General features: G+C 66.7%; 19 protein-coding genes and 1 tRNA gene. 9 read left to right on the top strand and 11 right to left on the bottom strand.

Annotated features, from left to right (window positions below; genetic code table 11):
• Positions 1-27: 27 nt before the first annotated feature.
• From E1H18_RS14225 to E1H18_RS14215, 3 genes are all read right to left on the bottom strand, one after another.
• Complete coding sequence (locus E1H18_RS14225) at positions 28-681, bottom strand: exopolysaccharide biosynthesis polyprenyl glycosylphosphotransferase (RefSeq protein WP_172269471.1); 654 nt, start codon at positions 679-681, stop codon at positions 28-30.
• A gap of 393 nt (positions 682-1,074) precedes the next feature.
• The gene (locus tag E1H18_RS14220) at positions 1,075-2,298 is read right to left on the bottom strand and encodes a site-specific integrase (RefSeq protein WP_241736004.1); all 1,224 of its coding nucleotides are present in this window, start codon (positions 2,296-2,298) and stop codon (positions 1,075-1,077) included.
• A 206-nt stretch (positions 2,299-2,504) separates the two neighbouring features.
• Positions 2,505-2,595: transfer RNA gene (locus E1H18_RS14215), tRNA-Ser, on the bottom strand.
• Positions 2,596-2,726: 131 nt separating this feature from the next.
• On the opposite strand from E1H18_RS14215, the gene E1H18_RS14210 reads away from it, so the two are divergent.
• Genes E1H18_RS14210 through E1H18_RS14195 form a run of 4 tightly spaced genes read left to right on the top strand, consistent with a single transcriptional unit; the run spans position 2,727 to position 7,393 of the window.
• Positions 2,727-4,244 carry an exopolysaccharide biosynthesis polyprenyl glycosylphosphotransferase gene (locus E1H18_RS14210; RefSeq protein ID WP_172269458.1) on the top strand — a complete coding sequence of 506 codons (1,518 nt, stop codon included), beginning with the start codon at positions 2,727-2,729 and terminating at the stop codon, positions 4,242-4,244.
• 10 nt (positions 4,245-4,254) lie between these two features.
• A complete protein-coding gene (locus tag E1H18_RS14205; protein WP_172269447.1) occupies positions 4,255-5,694 on the top strand; it encodes a lipopolysaccharide biosynthesis protein in 1,440 nt (479 codons plus the stop codon).
• The gene (locus E1H18_RS14200) at positions 5,691-6,620 is read left to right on the top strand and encodes a glycosyltransferase family A protein (RefSeq protein ID WP_172269445.1); all 930 of its coding nucleotides are present in this window, start codon (positions 5,691-5,693) and stop codon (positions 6,618-6,620) included. The genes E1H18_RS14205 and E1H18_RS14200 overlap by 4 nt, the downstream gene beginning before the upstream one ends.
• The gene (locus tag E1H18_RS14195) at positions 6,620-7,393 is read left to right on the top strand and encodes a polysaccharide deacetylase family protein (protein WP_172269443.1); all 774 of its coding nucleotides are present in this window, start codon (positions 6,620-6,622) and stop codon (positions 7,391-7,393) included. The genes E1H18_RS14200 and E1H18_RS14195 overlap by 1 nt, the downstream gene beginning before the upstream one ends.
• On the opposite strand, the gene E1H18_RS14190 is transcribed toward E1H18_RS14195, so the two are convergent.
• The 3 genes from E1H18_RS14190 to E1H18_RS14180 all read right to left on the bottom strand — a co-directional run bounded on the left by E1H18_RS14190 (position 7,390) and on the right by E1H18_RS14180 (position 10,957).
• Positions 7,390-8,583, bottom strand: a complete 1,194-nt coding sequence (locus tag E1H18_RS14190) for an O-antigen ligase (RefSeq protein ID WP_172269591.1) — start codon at positions 8,581-8,583, stop codon at positions 7,390-7,392. The two genes, E1H18_RS14195 and E1H18_RS14190, sit on opposite strands and share 4 nt — an antisense overlap.
• 92 nt (positions 8,584-8,675) lie before the next feature.
• Entirely contained in the window at positions 8,676-9,377 is a 702-nt protein-coding gene (locus E1H18_RS14185) for a sugar kinase (RefSeq protein WP_172269441.1), read from the bottom strand.
• Between the two features lie 74 nt (positions 9,378-9,451).
• The gene (locus E1H18_RS14180) at positions 9,452-10,957 is read right to left on the bottom strand and encodes a GumC family protein (protein ID WP_172269439.1); all 1,506 of its coding nucleotides are present in this window, start codon (positions 10,955-10,957) and stop codon (positions 9,452-9,454) included.
• An 85-nt stretch (positions 10,958-11,042) separates the two neighbouring features.
• Here E1H18_RS14180 and E1H18_RS14175 point away from each other — a divergent pair, with 85 nt between their 5' ends.
• Positions 11,043-11,783 carry a polysaccharide biosynthesis/export family protein gene (locus E1H18_RS14175; protein WP_172269437.1) on the top strand — a complete coding sequence of 247 codons (741 nt, stop codon included), beginning with the start codon at positions 11,043-11,045 and terminating at the stop codon, positions 11,781-11,783.
• 28 nt (positions 11,784-11,811) lie between these two features.
• Here E1H18_RS14175 and E1H18_RS14170 read toward each other — a convergent pair whose 3' ends face one another.
• Positions 11,812-12,093, bottom strand: coding sequence for a sel1 repeat family protein (locus E1H18_RS14170; protein WP_172269435.1), 282 nt, complete (start codon positions 12,091-12,093; stop codon positions 11,812-11,814).
• Positions 12,094-12,265: 172 nt separating this feature from the next.
• Positions 12,266-12,991 carry a glutathione S-transferase N-terminal domain-containing protein gene (locus E1H18_RS14165; RefSeq protein WP_172269433.1) on the bottom strand — a complete coding sequence of 242 codons (726 nt, stop codon included), beginning with the start codon at positions 12,989-12,991 and terminating at the stop codon, positions 12,266-12,268.
• Positions 12,992-13,194: 203 nt separating this feature from the next.
• On the opposite strand from E1H18_RS14165, the gene E1H18_RS14160 reads away from it, so the two are divergent.
• Positions 13,195-13,695: an RcnB family protein gene (locus E1H18_RS14160; RefSeq protein ID WP_172269431.1), complete on the top strand. Its 501-nt coding sequence runs from the start codon at positions 13,195-13,197 to the stop codon at positions 13,693-13,695.
• 193 nt (positions 13,696-13,888) lie between these two features.
• Positions 13,889-14,236, top strand: coding sequence for a proteophosphoglycan 5 (locus tag E1H18_RS14155; RefSeq protein WP_172269429.1), 348 nt, complete (start codon positions 13,889-13,891; stop codon positions 14,234-14,236).
• Positions 14,237-14,312: 76 nt separating this feature from the next.
• Here the strand turns inward: E1H18_RS14155 and gatB are convergent, their stop codons facing one another.
• Positions 14,313-15,812: an Asp-tRNA(Asn)/Glu-tRNA(Gln) amidotransferase subunit GatB gene (gene gatB, locus E1H18_RS14150; protein WP_172269427.1), complete on the bottom strand. Its 1,500-nt coding sequence runs from the start codon at positions 15,810-15,812 to the stop codon at positions 14,313-14,315.
• Between the two features lie 287 nt (positions 15,813-16,099).
• On the opposite strand from gatB, the gene E1H18_RS14145 reads away from it, so the two are divergent.
• Positions 16,100-16,645 carry a hypothetical protein gene (locus tag E1H18_RS14145; protein WP_370526505.1) on the top strand — a complete coding sequence of 182 codons (546 nt, stop codon included), beginning with the start codon at positions 16,100-16,102 and terminating at the stop codon, positions 16,643-16,645.
• 59 nt (positions 16,646-16,704) lie between these two features.
• Here the strand turns inward: E1H18_RS14145 and gatA are convergent, their stop codons facing one another.
• Both gatA and gatC read right to left on the bottom strand, forming a co-directional pair.
• Complete coding sequence (gene gatA, locus E1H18_RS14140; RefSeq protein ID WP_172269423.1) at positions 16,705-18,177, bottom strand: Asp-tRNA(Asn)/Glu-tRNA(Gln) amidotransferase subunit GatA; 1,473 nt, start codon at positions 18,175-18,177, stop codon at positions 16,705-16,707.
• On the bottom strand, positions 18,177-18,464 hold the full coding sequence (gene gatC / locus E1H18_RS14135) for an Asp-tRNA(Asn)/Glu-tRNA(Gln) amidotransferase subunit GatC (RefSeq protein ID WP_172269421.1): 288 nt from the start codon (positions 18,462-18,464) through the stop codon (positions 18,177-18,179). Before gatC ends, gatA begins: the two co-directional genes overlap by 1 nt.
• Positions 18,465-18,546: 82 nt before the next feature.
• On the opposite strand from gatC, the gene ruvX reads away from it, so the two are divergent.
• The gene (ruvX, locus tag E1H18_RS14130; RefSeq protein WP_172269419.1) at positions 18,547-19,017 is read left to right on the top strand and encodes a Holliday junction resolvase RuvX; all 471 of its coding nucleotides are present in this window, start codon (positions 18,547-18,549) and stop codon (positions 19,015-19,017) included.
• The last annotated feature ends 25 nt before the right edge of the window (positions 19,018-19,042 follow it).

Raw genomic sequence — 19,042 nt, 5'->3', positions numbered from 1 at the left:
ACACAACGAGAAAACAGCGGAAAGCGACTAGTAAGCGTTCTCGGCCATCAGGAGGTGCGGCACGGTCATCAGAAGAATCTTGATGTCGCCGCTCAGCGTCCAGCGCTCGATATATTCGTTGTCCGCGTCGATGCGGGCGGCCATGGCTTCCACCTCGGTGGTGCCGCCGCGCAGGCCCTTGATTTGGGCGAGGCCGGTCAGGCCGGGACGGGCGCGGAAGCGCAGGTGGTAGTTGGCGATCTGGGCGCCGTAGTGCTCGTCGTGCGCCAGGGCGTGGGGACGCGGGCCCACGATCGACATGTCGCCGCGCAGGACGTTCAGCAGCTGCGGCAGCTCATCGATGCTGGTCTTGCGGATGATCCGGCCGATCGCCGTGATGCGATCGTCGTCGCGCTTGGCCTGGATGACCTTTGAGCCATTCTCCTGGCACCGCATCGAGCGGAACTTGAAGATCGTGAAGGCCTGCCCGTTCAGGCCGCCCCGCGACTGACGGAAGAGCACCGGCCCCGGCGACTCCAGCTTGATCAGGACGGAGACGAGCGCGAGTAGCGGCGCGAAGAAGAGCAAAGCGCCGCCCGCCACCAGAATGTCCATCGCTCGCTTAAGCGGATCCTTCGCGACCGGAGACGCCTGCACGGCGTGCGATAGCTGTTCCGCTGTCGGATTTGATACGATCAGCACGTGGTCCCCACCAGTCTCTGAGTTCGGGTCTTTGCCCGATGATTTAGAAAGCCTTTACTAAATCGAGGCCCGAGGGACAACCGCTCGCGAGGGTTGTTAACTAACCTTTTTTCGCCACCGGATGTTTTTTGCGCGATCTGGCGACATCCGGAGCCCTATTGGCAGGCGCCCACACGCATGGCGGGCGAAACTGTTAAGTCTAAAAACCTTCCTTTTAGTCCGCCAATTGTGACAAAATGCACGCGCCATCCAGTGAGACTTGGCGTCAACAACTCGTCAGCCGCCGTGCATAATCTAATTAATCGGCATCATTATCTAAGGCTGGCATTTCATTGACGTACGCGGCCGTGCGCCAAGGGGACCCGGACCATCGCGCGGGGCAGGCCCTTTAGGCTAGCCGAGCTGTTGAGGCTCACAGGCTTCAGCCCATTGACTCATGAGTGCGCGACGCTTTTCGAATAGATCCCCGCGACGGTACGCGGCCTCGACTTTGTTGCCGATCGTGTGAGCAAGAGCCATCTCCACCACTTCGCTTTGAAACTCGGTTTCCTCGGCCGCCCAATCTCGGAACGAACTGCGAAAGCCGTGGCTGGTGAGATCATCGCGGCCCATGCGCCGGAGCACGGCGAGCAACGCCATGTTGCTGAGACCCTTGCCCGCCAACTGTCCCCAGAACACCGGCCCGATGGGACCAGCTTCACCGTCCTTCAGCGTCTTGCGGTAACGCCGCGCCTCGATCTCGAACCAGGCCTGGCGCTGGCGCTCTAGAATTTCGAGCGCCGACGCGCTGAGCGGCACACGATGCTCGCGTCCGGCCTTCATCCGCGAGGCCGGCACCGTCCAGACCTTGCTGTCGAAATCGATCTCGCTCCAGTCGGCGCCGATCACCTCACCGGTGCGCGCGGCCGTCAGGATCACGAACCGCAGCGCCAAGACCCCCACCCCGCCCTGCGAACGCATGGAGGCCATGAACCGCGGCATCTCCTTGTAGTCGAGCGCGGCGTGGTGCTTGACCTTCGCCACCTTGGACTTGGCCGGCAGGATCATCTCGATGTGACCCTTCCAACGCGCCGGGTTCTCGCCCTGGCGGTGACCCTGCGCGGCGCCCCAGTTGAGCACGGCCTCGATACGCCCGCGCAGACGGCTAGCCGTCTCCGACTTCGTCAGCCAGATGGGCTTAAGCGCATTGAGAACGTCCGCGGTTTCGATATCGGCCAGCACCTTCCGACCGAAGTGCGGGACGGCATAGGTCTCAAGCGTGCTCGACCACTGCTGGATATGCTTCTCGTTGCGCCAAGCGGCCTTGTTGGTCTCGATATAGGCGGTCATTGCTTCTCGGAAGGTGACGCCCTTTGGCGCGCTGACCACCTTCGGCCGGCGCCCAATGCGCGCGCCAAGCGGGTCCTCTCCATTATAGCGCTGCAGACGCGCCGACCTCGCCTTTTCGCGCGCTTCCGCCAGAGAGACGAATTCCAAGGGGCCAAGACCCATCTGACGTTCGCGGCCCGCCGCGCGATATCGGAAAATCCAGGACCGCGCGCCGGTCGGGGTGATTTGCAGATAGAGGCCGCCACCGTCTGGGTAGCGCCCTGCCCCCTGAAGCTGGCGAACCGTCATCGCGGTGAGTCGCTCGTAAACTCGGGCCATCGCTAACCCACACTTTCACCCACGCGGGGCCGACCCCCACTCCGACCCCCGCGGCTGTTCATCATAGGGGCGGATCTGGATGGACGCGTCCAGACACGAAAACGCGAGTTTTCCGTGATAAATCAACGGCTCGCGGACGCGGCCGGACGCCAATGGATCACGATGGAAAGCGGGGATGGCGGAGACGGAGGGATTCGAACCCTCGATACCCTTTTGAGGTATGCCGCTTTAGCAAAGCGGTGCCTTCAGCCTCTCGGCCACGTCTCCTCCTGAGAGGGAGCGGTCAGATAGCCTGTTCGTCGGAACATGACAACGGCGCTTTTGCGGAAAATCGCGATGTTAACGGGGTGCTCAGACGCCACCGTTAGGTTGAACGCAGGTTTTCAAAGACGAGCGTCATGCGTCCACTGCCCTCGCCTGCTTCCAGCGCCCCCTCCGGCTCGGCCTTTGTCGCGTCGGGCGACATCACGCAACGCGTCGTTCAGGGCGCCGGCGGCGATCCCGGACGGGCGCGTCGCGGGCCGTTTCGGCCGGGACAGCTGGTGCCCTCGCGGGCTCGACTGGAGGCGCGCCTGCTGGCGCGGACGTTCCGGGTGGTCGACATGCTGGCCGCGGCCGGCTTCGCTCTGGCCCTGACGCTGCAAGGTCATCCGGTCGCCGCCGTGCTCTGGGCATTGGTCGTGACAGCGGGCCTGCGCATCGCCGGCGGCTATGCCTTCCCGCGCAAGGCAAGCCTGTTGCGCCATCTGGGCGGTGTCATCCTCGCTCTGGCGGCCGCCGTCGGCGCCGCCGCCTTGCCGATTCTGGGCTCCGGTCGTGGCGGCGCCACTGCCTATGCGACGCTGACCAGCGCAGTCCTTGTCGTGGCCTGCCTGCACGCAGTGTGGTGGACGATCATCGCGCGCGGCCGCGCCCAGGGCCACCTGACGCCTAACATCGTCGTGGTCGGCGCCACAGCCAATGCTCAGCGCCTGATCGAGGCCGCCATGCGCACGGGTGAGGTCAACGTCCTGGGGGTGTTCGACGACCGCCTGGACCGCGCGCCGGAGAACATCATGGGCGTGCCGGTGCTGGGCGACACCACCGCCCTGCTCGACCACCGCATCATGCCCTATGTCGACCGCGTGGTGATCGCCGTCGCCTCGACCGCCCAGGCCCGCGTGCGCCAGCTGGTCGAGAAGCTGGACGTGCTGCCCAACCCGCTGAATCTCTTCATCGACGTCGGCGGCTCCAACGAAGACGATGCGGCCCTGGCCCGCATCGCCGCCGGCCACGAGAGCGACCTGACCGGCGCCAAGTCTGGCTCCAAGCGCCGCGCCTTGCTCAAGCGCGCCCAGGACGTCGTCGTGGCTAGCGTGGGCTTGCTGGTCGCCGGTCCGGTCATGCTGATCGTCGCTCTGGCCGTGAAGCTGGACAGTCCTGGCCCGATCTTCTTCCGCCAGCGTCGCCACGGCTTCAACAACGAGGCGATCCTCGTCTGGAAGTTCCGTTCGATGCGCCACGAGATGGCCGACGCCAACGCCGCCCGTCAGATCAGCGCCAATGACGACCGCGTCACCAAGGTCGGCAAGTTCATCCGCAAGACCAGCCTCGACGAGCTGCCTCAACTGTTCAACGTGCTGACGGGCGAGATGTCCATCGTCGGCCCCCGTCCGCACGCCATCGGCATGAAGACCGGCGGCGTCGAGTCGGCAAAGCTCGTCGCCCAGTACGCCCACCGCCACCGCATGAAGCCCGGCCTGACCGGCTGGGCCGCTATCAAGGGTTCGCGTGGTCCCGTCGACACGCCCGAGAGCGTGCGCTTGCGGGTCGCCCTGGACGTCGAATACATCGAACGCCAGTCGTTCTGGCTGGACCTCTACGTCATCGCCATGACCATCCCCTGCCTGCTGGGCGACCGGTCGGCGGTGCGCTAGGCGCGGCCCGATGTTCTGGCGCGGCGTCCTCGGCTATCTGCCGGTCAATATCGTTCAGGGCATGGTGGGCCTGCTCACCATCGTGCTGTTCACGCGCGTACTGGACCCGGCCCAGTACGGCGTCTACGCGCTGGCCTTCTCGGTCGGCAGCCTGACCCAGACCGTGCTGCTGACCTGGACGGAAGCGGCGATGGCCCGCTTCCTGGCGACGCGCGAAGGCGACGGCCGCATGGCCGATCACTTCGCCACTCTCTACCGCCTCTGGATCGGCGCTGCGGTCGTCGTTCCCCTGGCCTGCGCCGCGGTCCTGCTGTCGCCGCTGAACCCGCCCCTGAAGATCGCCATCGTCGCGGCCGTGGCCTCGACCCTGGTCAACAGCCTGATGCGTCTGGCTCAGGAACGCCGCCGAGCGGCGGGCGAGGTCTCGGGCTCGGCGCTGTTGAGCATCATCCAGAGCCTGGGCGGCTTCCTGGTCGGCCTGGGCCTGGCTCTGACTGGTCTGGGCGGCGCAGCGCCGGTGCTAGGCGTCGGCGTCACCTCGGCGGTGTGCCTGGCGCTGGTGCTGCCGGGCGAGCTGAAGCGTATGACCGGCGGCAAGTTCGACAGGGATCTGGCCAGGGCCTATGCCGCCTATGGCGTGCCGGTCTCGATGTCGCTGATCCTGGCCGGAGTTCTGGCCAGCACCGATCGCCTGCTGCTGGGCGCATTTCTCGATGAAGCGACGGTCGGCGTCTACCACGCCGGCTATTCGCTGGGCAGTCGCACCCTGGACGTCGTGTTCATCTGGCTGGGCATGGCCGGCGCGCCTGCGCTGATCTCGGCCCTGGAACGCGGCGGCCAGCCCGCCCTGACCGAGGCCGCTCGCGAGCAGGCCAGCTTCATGACCTTGCTGACCTTGCCCGCAGCCGTAGGCCTGGCCCTGGTCGCCCGCCCCCTGGCGGATCTGATGGTCGGCGAGGAGCTGCGCCACGGCGCCAGCCATGTGACGCCCTGGATCGCCGTCAGCGGCTGGCTGTCGGGCGTGACGACCTACTATCTGCTGCAGGCTTTCACCTTGGCGCGCCGTACGCCGCTGCTGATCGTCAGCATGAGCGTGCCGGCGATCGCCAATGTGATCCTGAACCTGCTGCTGATCCCGCGGCTAGGCCTGGACGGCGCCCTGTGGGCCACGACGATCAGCTATGGCCTGGGCGCCGTCGCCGCCTGGGCCCTGGGCCGGCGCGGCTGTCCGCTGCCGATCCCGTGGAGCGTGCTGGCCAAGGCCGGCGTCGCCTGCGTGGCCATGGGCGTCTGCGTCTCGCTCGTGCCGGCGTTCGGCGGTATCCTGGAACTGGCCTTGAAGGCCGGCGTCGGCGCGGTTGTCTACGGCGCCATCGTGCTGGGCCTCGACATCGGGGGCCTGCGCGCCAAGCTTTCTGTTCTCATTCGTCGGAGGGCCCCTGCCCTATGACCATCGCCATCAACGAACTTCGCATCGAGAACGGCGCCTGGGCCAATGCCCAGCCGCGGCTGTCGGTCCTGATCCCCACCTTCCGCGACGACCCTAGCGCCCTGCTCAAGGCTCTGGACGATCCGAGCGTTGAAGCCGAGATCGTGGTGCTGGACGATGGCGGCGGCGACAACGCCCTGGCCGAGCGCATCGCCCGACGGATCCAGAAGATGCGCGTCCCGGCCCGCTTCGTCCGGCTGTCGGGCAACGAAGGCCGCGCCAGGGGCCGTAACCGCCTGGCCAGCCATGCCCGCGGCGGTCACTTCCTGTTCCTGGACAGCGACATGCTGCCCGACACGCCCGACTTCCTGTCGCGCTGGGCGGCGGTGGCCCAGAGCGAGGCCCCGGTGGCGTTCGGCGGCTTCACCCTGGACCAGACGCCCCTGCGCCCCGAGCACGCCCTGCACCGGGCCATGGCGCTGAAGAGCGACTGTACGCCCGCGCCCGAGCGCGCCAAAGCGCCGGAGAAGCACGTTTTCACCTCGAACCTCCTGGTCCGCCGCGACGTGTTCGAGACGATCGGCTTCGATGAAGGCTTCGCCGGCTGGGGCTGGGAGGACGTCGAATGGGCGATGCGGGTCGTACGCCAGCATCCGATCCTGCACATCGACAACACCGCCACCCACCTGGGCCTGGACCCCGCCCCGGCCATGGCCGCCAAGTACGAGCAGTCAGCGGCCAATTTCGCCCGCGTGGTGGCCACGCATCGCGACATCGTCAGCGCCTATCCCAGCTACAAGGTCGCCAAGGCGCTGAAGCCGATCCCGCTGCGCGGCGTGTGGCGACCGATGCTGAAGTCGATCGCCCTGGCTGAGGCCGCTCCCGTTTCCCTGCGCGCGTTCGCCATGCGGCTGTACCGCGCGTCCCTCTATATCGAGGCCGTCTGATGCAGGTCGAATTCGAGAAGGTCGACGCCTACGAACCCGACCGCACGCTGAAGGGCAAGCTGCGCCGGCGCCTCATCCGCCTGGCCCATCGCCGTCCAGCCAAGGTCGCGCTGGAGCGGCCCATGGTGTCGTTCAGCTTCGACGACGCCCCCGCCACCGCCTGCGAGGCGGGCGCCAAGGCGCTGGAGGCGCGAGGCCTGCGCGGCACCTACTATTTCGCCGCCGGCCTGGCTGGGCGCGATGGCCCCATGGGCCGCTTCGCTACCGGCGCAGATGCCCGACGCCTGCATGAGGCCGGGCACGAGATCGCCTGCCACACCTTCTCGCACCTGGACTGCGGCCAGTCGTCCAAGGCGACCACCCTGGCCGACATCGACCAGAACGCCGAGAGCCTGGCCCAATGGGGCGCGGGCGAGCCGGTCAGCTTCGCCTATCCCTATGGCGACGTTGGCGCACCGGCGAAGACGGCGCTGGCGGGTCGCTTCAAGACCCTGCGCGCCCTGCATCACGGCCTGATCGCCGACGGCGCCGATCTGAACCAGGCCCCTGCGGTCGGCGTCGAAGGCGCAGACGGCGAGGCGGTCGCCCACAGCTGGCTGGACAAGGCCAAGGCCCGAAAGGCCTGGCTTATCCTCTACACCCATGACGTGGCCGAAGAGCCTTCGCAGTGGGGCTGCACGACGAGCGCGCTGGAGCGGCTGATCGACCGCGCTGTGGCGGAGGGCTTCGACGTGGTGACGGTGGCCGAAGGCGCAAGGAGGATCGGCCTCTAGCTCTCGAGCGCGCGGTCCGAGAAGGCCAGCTTGGCGGCCAAGGCGACGAACACCAGCCAGCGGAAGTCGTTGTAGATCACCGCGATGCTCTCGGTCAGGCTGACCAGGGAAAAGACGATCAGGAACGGGAACGCCAGCAGCGCCCCGCGTTCGCGGAACACCGCGATCAGCGCCAGGGCCATGGCCTGCAGGTAGAACAGCCCCCAGGCCGCCAGCCCGAACAGACCGATGCCGATCCACTGCTCGATCCACGAATTGTGGGCGTGCTGCGGCGTGAACTTGGCGTCGTGGACGATCCAGGCCAGGGGACCGCGTCCCGACTTGTCGTCCCAGACCGCGGCATAGCCGTAGCCCTCCCACGGCCGCTGTTCGATCTGGCGCATGGCCGCCTCCCAGATCTGGGTGCGGCCCGTGAGGGTGGCGTCCTTTCCCAGAATCCCGAGGAAGACGTCGGAAGCCAGCAGCAGGAAGAGGACCAGCAGCATCACGCCGGTGACCCCCGCCCAGGTCGCCGCGGCGCCGAGGGCGGGTCCACGCTGGCAGATCCAGACGAAGCCCAGCGCCATCAGGCCCAGCATCAGCGAGGCCAGCGAGGTCTTGGACTGCGACAGCAGCACCAGACCCACCGCCAGCCCGCCGAAGATCAGCCACAGCTTGCTGCGATCTCGATCCATCAAGGCCGCGGCCCACAGGGCGCAGGCGCCGAGCGCCATCAGACCGCCCAGCGAGTTCTTCTCCATCCACAGGCCGCGCCAGGCGCCGGGGAAGAGCTCGGTCATCACCCCGATTGACGGCACGGCGATGCAGATCACGTAGCAGGCCACGATCAGCAGAGCGAAGACGGCGGCTATGATGCGCGTCATATCCAGCCAGCTGAACCGGGCGGCCAGCGCCAGGCCCGACATCGTGGTGCAGCCCACGGCGAAGCCCCGGCGGATCGAGACGCCAGGATCGATCGACCAGGTGATCGACGCCACGACCACGCCCATCAGGATGATCAGGAAGGGCTGGCGCAGCGTCACCCGGACCAGGTTCCAAGGGCGCGCCAGCATCAGGAAGAAGGCCAGGGCGTAGGCGGGCAGATAGGCGACGCGCAAGAGGCCCGAGGCCGACTCGTCGGCCTTCTCGCCAAAGAGCGGCAACTGCCAGCCGCCGCTGTAGATCAGCAGCATGATGACGGCCACGATCATGGCCAAGGCCGAGATGTTCGAAGTTCGCGGCGGCGCGGCTGCCGCCCCGTCCCACAGGACGCCGCTCGGAACGCCCTTGGGGGCGTCCCAGGTCACGGCAGGATGGCCTTCAGGAAGCCGGGCGGCTCGACCGAGACCTTGTTGAAGAACATGCCTGCGCAGCGTCCGCCAGCGGCGGTCAGGGCGTCGCGCAGCATGGCCGGGCGGCGCACGTCCGGCTCGGCGGCCGAAACCACCAGCACGCTCTGATCCATGTGCTCGGCGACCGTGACGCCGGCCTGCGAGCGATCGATGGACGGGCTGTCGACGACAATGACCTCGGCGTGCTTGCGCAGCGCCCGCCAATAGTCTGCCGACGGAATGACGTGGGCCTGCTGGCGACCGCGCAGGGCTTCGCGATTGAAGCGGGCGACCCAAAGGCGTGGCCCGCCGACGCTGTGGCCCGTCAGAAACTTGGAGTCCGGCCACACACCGCCTTCGGCGCGCGGGGCGGGCGGCTGAACGGTGAAGAAGGCCGAGCCATCGGGCGAGGCCGCGACCGGCGGTCCGATCCGGCCGTAGCGGGCGGGATCTTCGGACAACTCGCGAAACTGGCTGGGACTGGCGAGGTCGAGATCGATCAACCAGGTTTTGCGGCCGGCGCGATGCGAGGCGAAGCGGGCGAACTCGCGGGCGACGGTCGAGGTCCCCTCCCCACGCCTAGCCGAGATGAACTGTATGACGTGCGGACGGCCGGCCGCAGGCGCACCCAGTGCGCTCCACAGCTCAGTCATCTCGACGTTCAAATCCACCATCTACCGAATCGCCGCGTTCTTGGGGTCTCGCAAGTTGCGATATTAACCTTGCTGGCGAAAGGCGACGAAAGCACTCACCGCTTGACCCCGGCGGTGGCCAGGACGGGCATGCCCAGGGTGCGCGAAGCCGAGGCCGGAGTCTGCAGGCCCGGTCGCAGGAACATGCGAACCAGACCCGCGCACAGGGCGGTGAACGCGGCGAACATCACGGCCAGGGCCAGGACGGGCTTCTTCAGGCTCTTGCCGGTCGAAGGGGCCACGGCGCGCTGGACGATGCGGATGTTGTCGCTGGTCTCGGCCGACATCTGGCGCTGGGCCTCGTCCTGCTGCTCGCGGACCGTGAAGTCGCGGACATTGGAGGACAGCACGTCGCGGTCACGCGACAGCTCGTTGAACTGCGGCTCCAGGGACGCCAGACGCAGCAGGCGCTCGTTCACACCCTGGGTCTGCTGGGTGTAGGCCGTCAGCGACTGCTGCAGCGCCGCCACCTCGGCCCGCAGGTCGTTGCGGGTGCTGGCGAGGGTCTGCCAGATCGGATTGGGGCCGCTGCGGCGAGCGGCCTCGCCGACGGTGCGCCCCGCGGCCAGGCCGCGCTCCAGCTGGGCGATCTGGGCGTTGATGTCCTGCACCGGCTGGGCGCCGGGCGTGTAGCGCGCCAGAAGGCTTTCGCGATCCAGCTTCAGCTGGGCCAGCTTGGCCGAGGCGGTCATGTCGAGGTCGCGATAGAGAATGGCTTCCGCCGGCGTCTTGGCCAACTCGGCTTCGACGACGGCCAGGCGGCCCGTGCGATCCTGCAGTTGCGCCTCCACCGAATAGCGCTGCTGCTCCACGCTGGCCTGCAGCTGGGTCAGGGCCGTCTTCTGGGCGGTGAAGTCGCCGATATCGTTGGTGGTCAGGAAGTCCTGGTAGGCCGCGTCGGCCTGCCCCAGCTTCTGAGAGAAGATGTCGCGCTGACGCTGCAGGACGGTGTTGTCGCCGTCGATCAGCAGGCTGCGCCGGTAGACCAGATATTCCTCGAGCAAGGTGTTGAGCACCTTCTCGGCCATGTCCGGACTGTCGTTCTGGTAGGCCAGCCGAATGATCGAGTTGTCCGGTGCGGTCTCGATCTTCAGGCTCTTGCCGATGGTGTCGCGGCCCTCGGCGATCAACTTGCGCTTACCCTCCGGCGTCGCGCCATTGTACTTGGCCGCGTGCTTGGGGAAGATGTTGGCGAAACCGATCTTGCGGATCACCCGCTCGCGCAGCTCGCCGCTGCCCAGGATCTCGGCTTCAGACTGGATGACTTCGTCATTGTTGGGCACAGCGCCACGGCCGGCGTCGCCGGCGCGAGGTTCGTAGACGTATTCCTGGCCCAGGCGGACGAACAGGCTGGACTGGGCCGTGTAGCTCTTCTTCAGCGTCGTGGCGAAGGCAAAGCCCAGGGCGACGATGACCACGAACACGACAAGCATCAGGAAACGCTCGCGCCACAGCAGGGTGACGAAGTCGGTCGGGGCATATTGCGGACGCGCAGCGGGACTGCTCGCAGCCCGACGGGGCGGCGAGTCGTGCGGCACGCTGGTCCAGGCGCTCGTCGACATGCGAATCCAATTGATCCAAACTGGCTCGCACCGTGGGGCGACCAGCCTTAAGGGTTCGTTACCCATTCCTGTTAAGACTTGTCGCATGCAGAGCCGCACGCACCTTTCGACGGCCTTAGCCGTGATCCTGTTGGCCGGCGGCGTCACCGCCTGCGGCCATATGGACGTCGAACCGGTCACGCCGGGCCCCAGACCTACCGCCAACTTCTCTAATATCGGTTACGCGGACTGGTCCGAGGACGAGCCGTCCTATCGCTTCTATCCGGGCGACGAGGTCGATGTGGCCGTGCCGTCGGCTCCGGAACTGAACAAGACCACGACGGTGCAACCCGACGGGCGCATCACTTTGCCGCTGATCAATCCGGTCATGGCGGCCGATCGCACGATCGACGAGCTGCAAGGCTCGATCAGCCAGGCCTATGCCGGCCAACTGCTACGGCCTCAGGTGCAGGTTTCGGTGAAGTCGACGACGCCGCTCAAGGTGTTCGTCGGCGGCGAGGTCGGCAATCCCGGCGTCTTCGACATGGCCGGCGACAGCGACGCGCTGCGGGCCGTCATCCAGGCGGGCGGCTTCAAAACCAGCGCCAAGCGCAATCAGGTTGTGATCATTCGTCGCGGCCCCGACGGCCGGGCGATGATGCGGACGGCGGACCTGCTACGAGGCCTGACCAGCCCGGGCGGCGCGGATCTCATTCCCCTGCGCCGCTTCGATATCGTCTACGTGCCGCGCAGCGGCGTGGCCGAAACGGGTCTGTTCATGCAGCAGTACTTCCGCGACCTGCTGCCGGTCAGCTTCAGCTACGCAGTCAACGGCAACATCCGCTGAGAGGTAGTCTGAACCCGGGTGACCGGGTTCAGCCGTGGGCGAGCCATTCGCGAGCCTGGCGCTGAGCTTCAGCGACGTCTTCGCTTTGCATCTCTTGCGACAGTTCCTTGCGGTAGACCTTGGCTTCGACCGAACCGCGCATGGCGGCCAGGTTGAACAGCATGTGGGCCGAGACGTAGTCCAGCGGCGCGCCGCCCTGGCCGGTCGAATACAGCAGGCCCATGCGGAACAGCTCGTCACCGGTCGACTCTGCGGTTGGCAGCGGCAGCATGGCGACGACGGCCGGCGGAACGTCATTCATGATCATCATTGGCTCATCTCCTCTCTCAAGCTCGCCCCGGCGTTTTGCCGGTTCTGAGCCTGATCGAAGAAAAGTCCCGCGCCACTGAACATATAGTTAAGCGCGCAGAGAGCATAAATGACGCACCCGGTTACTGTTCGTTGACTCTGATTACTCGGCGTAAATCACAGTAATCAGAGCCTTAACGCGCACGCTGCCCGAACAGGACTCTACGGGCGTCTTCGGCCGCTTTCCCCGACGATTGCAGGCCTCCGGAGCGCAACTCGGCGCCCAGCTTAAAGCCTTTCTGCACGTTTTCCCGCGCGCCGACCCGCTCGAACCACGTCCTCAAATTGGGGAACTCGTCGAGAATGATGCCCTGGTTCTTCCACGGGACGATCCAGGGCCAGATCATGAAGTCGGCGATGGACAATTGGCCGCAGACGAAATCGCGCCCTTCCAGCTGCTTGTCGAGCACGCCGTACAGGCGATGGGTCTCGTTGGTGTAGCGGATGGCGCCGTAGGCGATCTGGCGCTGGTCGGCGATGATCGCCGACGCGTACTGGCGGAAGTGATGGGTCTGGCCGGCCATCGGTCCCAGCCCGCCCATCTGCCACATGACCCACTGGTCGATCAGCACTCGGTCGCGCTCGGTCTCGCCATAGAACTGGCCGGTCTTGCGGGCCAGATACTGCAGGATCGCGCCGGACTCGAAGACCGAGATCGGCTGGCCGTCGGGGCCATCGGGATCGACGATGGCCGGCATGCGGTTGTTGGGGCTGATGGCCAGGAACTCCGGCTTGAACTGCTCGCCCGCGCCGATGTTCACGGGGATCATCTCGTAGGGCAGCCCCATCTCCTCCAGAGCGATGGAGACCTTCCAGCCGTTCGGCGTAGGCCAGTAGTGCAGTTCGATCGGACGGCTCATCGGTCGTGGCTCCCGCTTATCTCTCGTTGCCGCAGAACATGGCGGCGACCGCCCTTCCCGCCAAGGCTTCCCCGGTGAAATGATCCCTGACGGCGTCGTTCAGATGCGGTTCAGCCGAAAACCGTCATCGTACGTTTCAAGGTCGAGGGAAGTTTTTGGCGGCGCCTCTCGAAGGATCCGCCCGACCATCAGGAGATGACGACATGAAACGTCTGATGCTCACCATCGCCGCCGTGGCCGCCGTGGCCGGGCCGATGGCTCTGTCGGCCAGCCAGGCGTCCGCCCAGGATCGCGGCCGCTGGGAACACGGCGACCGTGGCGGTCGCGACTGGGATCGCGGCGACCGCGGCCGTGACCGTGATCGCGGCGGCTGGGACCGCGGCCGCGGCGACCGTGGCTGGGATCGCGGCGACCGTTGGGATCGTGGCCGTCACAACGGCTACTATTATAACAATCGCTGGTCTTATGGCCCGCCGCCGCCCGCCTATTACGGTCGTCCGGGCTATCGCCCCGGTTACAACGCCTGGCGTCGCGGCGCCTATCTGCCGCAATACTATCGCGGCGACTACTATCGGATGAACGACTACGGCCGTTACGGTCTGCGCGCGCCGCCCCGCGGCTACTATTGGTACCGCAGCGGCAATGACTACATCCTGGCTGCGATCGCCACGGGCCTGATCTTCGACGTGATCGCCAACCGCTAGACCTCAACTGGTTTTGCGAAGGCATGAGCGGCGTCCTGAGTATGCCTCAGGGCGCCGTTTTGCGGTCACGAGCGCCGCAACCTCGCCGCGCATGGGGCGCAAAGGCCCGATTGCGAAGCTAATTCGACCGCATTGCGCCGTCAGCGTTTGTCCTGCGTCACACTCCGACGTTGCAGCAACACGGTTCCGCCCGATGAAGACCCTGCGCACCTCCGCCGCCGTCCTGTCCCTGGCCGCCGCCGCTTTCGCCGGCTCGGCCTTCGCTCAGTCGACCTTGCCCCAGACCAGCCCGGCCGATCCCCAGTCCAGCGTGACGACGCCGGCTCCGACCAACGACGCCCTGCCGCCCGCCGACAGCGCCACGACCCTGCCGTCGACCGAAGCGGCCCCGCCGGCCAGCAGCGCCACCGATCTGGGCAGCCCGACCTCGGCCACCGCGCCCGCCGCTGAAGAGCAGGCAGCTCCGGCCGACGACGCCAAGGCCGCCAAGAAGTCCAAGAAGCACAAGGGCCACGCCGAAGAGCCGGCCGCCCCGAACTAATAAAAGTCTCGCATCAACGAAGAAGGGCCCGCGGCTTGCGCCGCGGGCCCTCGTCGTTTCTGGCTGCCTGCGACGCCTATTCGGCGACGCCCAGCTTCTTGCGCAGCAGCTCGTTGACCGTGCCCGGATTGGCCTTGCCGCCCGTGGCCTTCATGACCTGGCCGACGAACCAGCCCAGGGCTTGGGGCTTGTCCTTCACGGCCTCGGCCTTGTCGGGATTGCCGGCGATCAGATCATCGATGGCCTTCTCGATGGCGCCGGTGTCATTGATCTGCACCAGGCCGCGCTTCTCGACGATCTCGGCGGGACGACCCTCGCCGGCCCACATGTGCTCGAAGACCTCCTTGGCGATCTTCGACGAGATGGTGCCATTCTCGATCAGCTCGACCAGCTGGGCAATGTCCGAGGACGGCAGCGGCGAGGCGGCGATCTCGTGACCGCCGGCCGACAGCTTGGACAGCAGTTCGTTGGTCACCCAGTTCGAGACCAGCTTGGCGTCGCGGCCCTTCGCGGCGGCTTCAAAGTAGTCGGCGCGGTCGCTCTCGATGATCAGCACGCCCGCGTCATAGGCCGACAGTCCGTACTGGCTCTGCAGGCGCGCCTTCTTGGCGTCCGGCAGTTCCGGCAGGGTCGCCTCCAGATCCTTGACCCAGGCCGGGTCCAGAACCAGCGGCAGCAGGTCGGGATCGGGGAAGTAGCGGTAGTCGTGCGCCTCTTCCTTCGACCGCATCGAGCGGGTCTCGCCCTTGGTCGGGTCGAACAGGCGGGTTTCCTGGTCGATCACGCCGCCGTCTTCCAGGATCTCGATCTGGCGACGGGCCTCGTATTCGATGGCCTGCTGGATGTAGCGGTACGAGTTGACGTTCTTGATCTCGCAGCGCGTGCCCAGGTGCTTGAAGCTGCCGGTCTCACGGAACTTCTCGTAGTCGCCGGGGCGGCAGACCGAGACGTTGACGTCCGCGCGCAGATTGCCCTTCTCCATGTCACCGTCGCAGGTGCCCAGGTAGACGAGGATCGTGCGCAATTTCTTGACGTAGGCGGCCGCCTCTTCCGAGGTGCGCATGTCGGGCTTGGAGACGATCTCCATCAGCGCCGTGCCTGCGCGGTTCAGGTCGACATAGGTCGCGTTCGGATCCTGGTCGTGCAGCGACTTGCCCGCGTCCTGTTCCAGGTGCAGGCGCTCGATGCGGACGTCGAAGGTCGTGCCGTCGTCGCGCTCGACGGTGACGACGCCCTCGCCGACGATCGGCTGGTCGAACTGGCTGATCTGATAGCCCTGCGGCAGGTCGGGATAGAAGTAGTTCTTCCGATCGAAGCGGCTCTTCAGATTGATCTGCGCCTTGAGGCCCAGACCAGTCTTCACCGCCTGTTCAACGCAGAAGCCGTTCAGAACCGGCAGCATACCCGGCATGGCGGCGTCCACGAGGCTGACCTGCTCGTTCGGGCCCGCGCCGAAACCAACGGCGGCGCCCGAGAACAGCTTCGACTTGCTGGCGACCTGGGCGTGGACCTCGAGGCCGAGGACGATTTCCCAGGGGCCGGTGCGACCTTGGATCGTTTTGGAATCTTGCGTCATGGCCGTCTCTCTACATCAAGCGGACGGGGCCGGAAAAGCTCTCGGACGCCGCCATGGTCATCTTCTCGGTCCCAAGTCCGGCAAGGCTTTGACGCCGCCGATCGTAAGCAGAACCGTTCGTTCTCCGACTTTTTTGAATAAGGCCGGATTGAGTCAAATCCGGCGCCATTGCGAGGCAAGGGAACCGTCGAGTTATCGCATCGTTCTTTTCCTCGAACAGCTCACTTACGGAGGTAGAAATGCCCACCGCTCGCCCCGCTCTCAATTTTGATGCTCCGGAACCGGTTGTGACGACTGATCCGAATGCTTCGGCTCTGTTTCCCAGCCAGCCGGTCTATGCCCGCACGCCGAAGAAGAAAGCGTCTGGCAACCTGCCGCTTCTGGTCGGCGCGCCCGTCCTGGCCGTCGCCGTCGGCGCTCTGGCTTGGGGCATGATGGCCAATCGCGGCGAGGCCCCGACCGATCCGGCCTCAATGCAAACCGCGGTCGCCGACACCCCGACGACTGCGCCAGTCACCCCGGCGACGCCGACGCCGATCCCGCAGCCGACCGAACTGGCCGTAAATGAGCCTGCCCCGGCTCCGGCCCCGGTCGCCCGCTCGGCCGAGCCTCGCGCCGCGGCTCCGGCCCGTCCGGCCGCCCGTCGCGCCGCGCCAGTGGTCGAGGAGACCGCGCCGTCGGCTGAAGCCGCTTCGGCCAATGTCAGCGCTACCGTTCCGGCCACGCCGCCGACCGTGAACGCCGCGCCGGCCGCCGCGGCCATCGCTGAGCCGCCGCCGCTGGTCATTCCGGCTCCGGCCGCTCCGGCTGCCGCTCCGACCCAGCCGATGTAACCAGGGTCCCACACCCCGGAACGAAGAAGGGCGGCTCCACCGGAGCCGCCCTTTTTACATCACCACCACTTTTCGGCTTTGGCCGTGAAGCCCGCAGCCTTCTCGACCGCGCCAGCGACCGAGAACACCGTCCCCTCGTCGAGGGGCTTGCCGATGATCTGCAGACCCAGCGGCAGGCCGTTGGCGTCGAGGCCGGCCGGAAGCGACAGGCCTGGCAGACCCGCCAGGTTGGTCGTCACCGTGAAGACATCGTTCAGGTACATGGCGACCGGGTCGTCGCTGTTCTCGCCCAGGCCGAACGCCGCCGAAGGCGCGGTCGGGGTGAGGATCGCGTCGCACTTCTGCCAGGCGTTGTCGAAGTCTTCGGCGATGCGTCGGCGCACCTTCAGGGCCTTCAGATAGTAGGCGTCGTAATAGCCCGCCGACAGCACATAGGTGCCGATCATGATGCGGCGCTTGACCTCGTCGCCGAAGCCCGCGGCGCGGGTCTTCTCGTAGATCTCGGTCAGGTTGGCGCCGTCCTCGCGCAGGCCGTAGCGCATGCCGTCGTAACGAGCGAGGTTCGAGGACGCCTCGGCGGGGGCCACGATGTAGTAGGCCGGCAGGGCGTACTTGGTGTGCGGCAGGCTGATGTCGACGATCTCGCAACCGGCCTCCTTCAGCCAGGCGATGCCGTCCTGCCAGAGCTTCTCGATCTCGGCCGGCATGTTGTCGACGCGGTATTCGGCGGGGATGCCGATGCGCAGGCCCTTCACCGACTTGCCGACGAACTGGGTGAAGTCCGGCACGGGGATGTCGAGGCTGGTCGAGTCCTTGGCGTCATGGCCCGACATCGAAGTCAGCAGGAGAGCCGCGTCCTCGACCGTCTTGGCGATGGGGCCAGCCTGGTCCAGCGAGCTGGCGAAGGCCACGACGCCCCAGCGCGAGCAGCGGCCATAGGTCGGCTTGATGCCGACGGTGCCGGTGAAGGCGGCCGGCTGGCGGATCGAGCCGCCGGTGTCGGTGGCGGTGGCGCCCAGGCACAGGTCGGCGGCGACGGCCGCGGCCGAACCACCCGACGAACCGCCCGGGGTCAGGGCCTTGTCCGAACCCTTGGCGCGCCAGGGGTTGGTCACCGGACCGAAATAGGAGGTCTCGTTCGACGAGCCCATGGCGAACTGGTCGAGGTTCAGCTTGCCCAGCATCACCGCGCCGTCGCGCCACAGCTGGCTGGTCACCGTCGACTCATAGGTCGGGATGAAGCTTTCCAGAATCTTGGAGCAGGCCGTGGTGCGCACGCCCTCGGTGCAGAAGAGGTCCTTGACCCCCAGCGGCGCGCCTTCCAGCGGACCGGCCTCGCCCAGCGCCCGGCGGGCGTCGGACTTGGCGGCCATGTCGAGGGCCTTTTCCGGGGTTTCCAGGATGTAGGCGTTCAGGCCGCGCGCGCCTTCGACGGCGTCGATGTGCGCCTGGGTCAGTTCGACCGAGGTGAACTCGCCCTTGGCCAGGCCATCGACGGCGGCCGTCAGGGTCAGTTTCGTCAGGGCGCTCATTATTCGACCACCTTGGGCACGACGAAGAAGTTGTTGATCGACTTGGGCGCGTTGCTGGTCACGCGGGCCGGATCGCCGCCCATGGTGACGACGTCGTCGCGCAGCGGCAGGCCGGCGGCCACGACGCTGGTCAGCGGCTCGACGCCGTCGGTGTCGACCTCGGCCAGTTGCTCGATCCAGGTCATGATGCCGTTCAGCTCCTGGGCCAGGGGCTCCAGTCGCTCTTCGGGCGTCGCGATGCGGGCGAGGCGCGCGACCTTCCGCACGGTGGCGGCGTCAATGGCCATGGGGATCTCCTGAAATTCGAGTGCGTGGGTTAGCGGTCCCGAGACGAGGTTTCAAGCGCGCCGGCTCCTGATAAGGAGAGCCATGCCCGTTCTCGACATCGAAGACTTCGCCGCCGCCCTGCCCCAGTACGCTCCCCTTGTGGGCCTGGATCCCGGCGAGAAGACTATTGGGGTAGCCGTCTCGGACGTCACCCGCACCGTCGCCAGCCCGCTGGCTCTGATCGAAAAGACTAAGTTCAGCAAAGACGCCGAGACCCTGTTCAAGCTGATGGACAGCCGCGGCGCCATTGGCATCGTCGTGGGCCTGCCGATGAACATGGACGGCACCGAGGGCGTGCGCTGCCAGTCCAACCGGGCTCTGGCCCGCAATCTGTTGCGCCTGAAGCCCGAGCTGCCGATCACCTTCTGGGACGAGCGCCTGTCGACGGCGGCGGTCACTCGGGTGCTGATCGACGAGCACGACGTCAACCGCAAGCGCCGCGCCGAGGTCGTCGACAAGATGGCAGCCGGCTGGATCCTGCAGGGCGCGCTGGAGCGGCTACGGGGGCTCTAGCCTCACGACACGCCCGCTTTCGCGC

The organism is Caulobacter sp. RHG1, assembly GCF_013181195.1.
GTDB lineage: Bacteria > Pseudomonadota > Alphaproteobacteria > Caulobacterales > Caulobacteraceae > Caulobacter.
The sequence above is the reverse complement of the archived record's forward strand: the minus strand, read 5'-3'. Positions and strand labels throughout refer to the sequence as shown.